At 40.0% G+C, this 432-nt stretch carries 1 protein-coding gene and 1 pseudogene; both read right to left on the bottom strand.

The window, feature by feature from the left end:
- A pseudogene (locus RTW80_RS27385) lies at nucleotides 1-187 on the bottom strand (hypothetical protein); the annotation flags it as partial.
- The coding region (locus RTW80_RS27390) for a hypothetical protein (RefSeq protein ID WP_312721232.1) at nucleotides 187-432 on the bottom strand (246 nt) is incomplete at its 5' end. The pseudogene RTW80_RS27385 and the gene RTW80_RS27390, both read right to left, overlap by 1 nt.

The raw sequence follows: 432 nt of genomic DNA on the forward strand, positions 1-432 counted from the left end.
TCTGTGCACCTTCGCTCTCTTCGCACGCTGCAATAAGTAGTTGCAGTGCTTCCCGCGTCGATTCCAGATTAATAACCGCCTGTGTGATGGTTAGCTCGCTTGGAAAAGTCAGAGCCGCGTTTACTGCTTTCTGTAAATCAATAACCAGATCCATCATTTCAATAGTTACGTTGTGTACTTCGCTCATTATGCCACTTCCTCTGATTGTTCTAATTGTTGTTGTGCTTCACGAGCTTTCTTCATAGCAATAGTGAGCGGGATTTTATAAGTTGCAATGTTGTCTATAATATCATCGAGTAAACCGAGATCGTTTTCTTCCTGTGCACGTTCAATCAGGCTTATGAAGCATTCAGAAAGAAGTTTAAGATCGTGAAAAGTGGTTGTCTCTAAAATTGCTTTGTTAATCATTTTATTTTGGTTTTGTTTTGGGTT

This window comes from Escherichia sp. AM3 (genome assembly GCF_032029835.1).
GTDB lineage: Bacteria > Pseudomonadota > Gammaproteobacteria > Enterobacterales > Enterobacteriaceae > Escherichia > Escherichia coli.